The sequence below is a fragment of the Streptomyces sp. NPDC031274 genome (assembly GCF_055570235.1).
Genome location: NZ_JBVIHP010000135.1, coordinates 1 through 1,862, shown reverse-complemented (window position 1 = coordinate 1,862; position 1,862 = coordinate 1). Strand labels below are relative to the sequence as shown.

The window sequence follows — 1,862 nt, the reverse complement described above, 5'->3', positions numbered from 1 at the left end:
TGCCCGGCGAGCCCCTGCGCGCGGCGGTGCTGGGCAAGGGCGTCCAGGAACGCGTTCGCCTCCGCGTAGTTGCCCTGCCCCGCGCTGCCCAGCGTGGCCGACGCGGAGGAGAACAGAACGAACATCGCCAGGTCCATGTCCCGGGTCAGCTCGTGCAGGTTCAGCGCCGCGTCGACCTTCGGCCGGAACACGGTGTCGACGCGCTCCGGCGTCAGCGAGCCGATGACACCGTCGTCCAGTACGCCGGCCGTGTGCACCACGCCGGTCAGCGGACGCTCCAGCGAGCCGAGCACCTCGGACAGCGCCTCGCGGTCAGCCACATCACAGGCCGCGAACCGCACCCGGGCGCCCAGCTCCTCCAGGTCCCGGGCCAAATCGCCTGCTCCCGCAGCCTGTTCACCCCTCCGGGATACCAACAGCAGTTCCCGTACGCCCCGTTCGGCCACCAGGTGCCGGGCGACCAGGCTGCCCAGCGTGCCGGTCGCGCCGGTCAGCAGCACCGTGCCCTCGGGATCCAGCTCCCGGGGCATCGTCAGCACCACCTTGCCGATGTGCTTGGCCTGACTGACGTAACGGAACGCCTCGCGCGCCCGGCGCACATCCCACGCCCTGACCGGCAACGGCTCCACCACACCCTGGCCGAACAGCTCCACCAGCTCACCCAGCAACCGCTGCGTGTGCTCCGGACCCGCCTCCACCAAGTCGAACGCCCGGTAGTCCACTCCCGGATACTGACCCGCAATCACCCCCGCCTGACGGACATCGGTCTTGCCCATCTCCAGGAACCTGCCACCACCCGGCAGCAACCGCAGCGAGGCATCCACGAACTCACCCGCCAGGGCGTTGAGGACCACATCCACACCCTTGCCGTCCGTGACGGCGAGGAACTTCCCCTCGAAGTCCAGACTCCGAGACGAGGCGATGTGGTCGTCGTCCAGACCCAGCGACCGCAGCGTGTCCCACTTGCCCTCGCTCGCCGTGGCGAAGACCTCAGCACCCCAGTGCCGGGCCAGCTGAATGGCCGCCATGCCCACGCCGCCGGCGCCCGCGTGCACCAGCACCCGCTCACCGGCCCGCAGACCCGCCAGATCCCGCAGCGCATACAGGGCCGTCAGGAAGACGATCGGCGCTGAAGCCGCCTGCTCGAACGACCAGGCGTCCGGAATCCGGGTGAGGAGGCGAGCATCACCGACCGCGGTCGGGCCGAAGCTGTGCCCGATCATGCCGAACACGCGGTCCCCGACGGCCAGTTCCGTCACACCGGGCCCGACCTCGGTGACCACACCCGCGCCCTCGCTGCCGAGGGTCGCCGCACCCGGGTACATGCCCAGGGCGATGAGGGCGTCACGGAAATTGACTCCCGCCGCGCGCACGGCGACACGGACCTCACCGTCGGCCGGTGCGTCCAGGGCGTCCGGGCTCGGGACGAGCGACAGGTTCTCCAGGGTGCCCTCGCCCGTCGTGTCCAGGCGCCAGGCCCGCTCCCCCACCGGCGGCGACATGGCCGCCGACGAGCCGATCCGGGCCAGTCGAGGGGCGAGCGCCCGGCCCGCGCGGACCGCGAGCTGCGGCTCGTCGAGGCCGACCACCAGGGGCAGCGTCAGGGTGCCCGGAGCAGCGCCCGGGTCGAGGTCGACGAGGACGATACGGCCCGGGTTCTCCGTCTGCGCGGACCGCACCAGACCCCACACGGCGGCGCCGGGCAGGTCGGTGACGTCCTCGCCGGACCGCACGGCCACTGCACCCCGGGTCAGAACGACCAGGCGGGCGGTGGCGAAGCGCTCGTCGTCCAGCCAGGAGTGCAGCACGTCGAGCACACCGTGGGCCGCCGACCGGGCGGCATCTGCCGCGTCGCCGGGTCG

Annotated in this window: 1 protein-coding gene; it reads right to left on the bottom strand. The window is 72.1% G+C overall.

Features of this window, described 5'->3' with window-relative positions; translation table 11 throughout:
- Nucleotides 1-1,862, bottom strand: a 1,862-nt coding sequence (locus tag ACZ5CR_RS44245) for an MDR/SDR family oxidoreductase (protein ID WP_468869056.1), incomplete at both ends; no start/stop codon positions are given.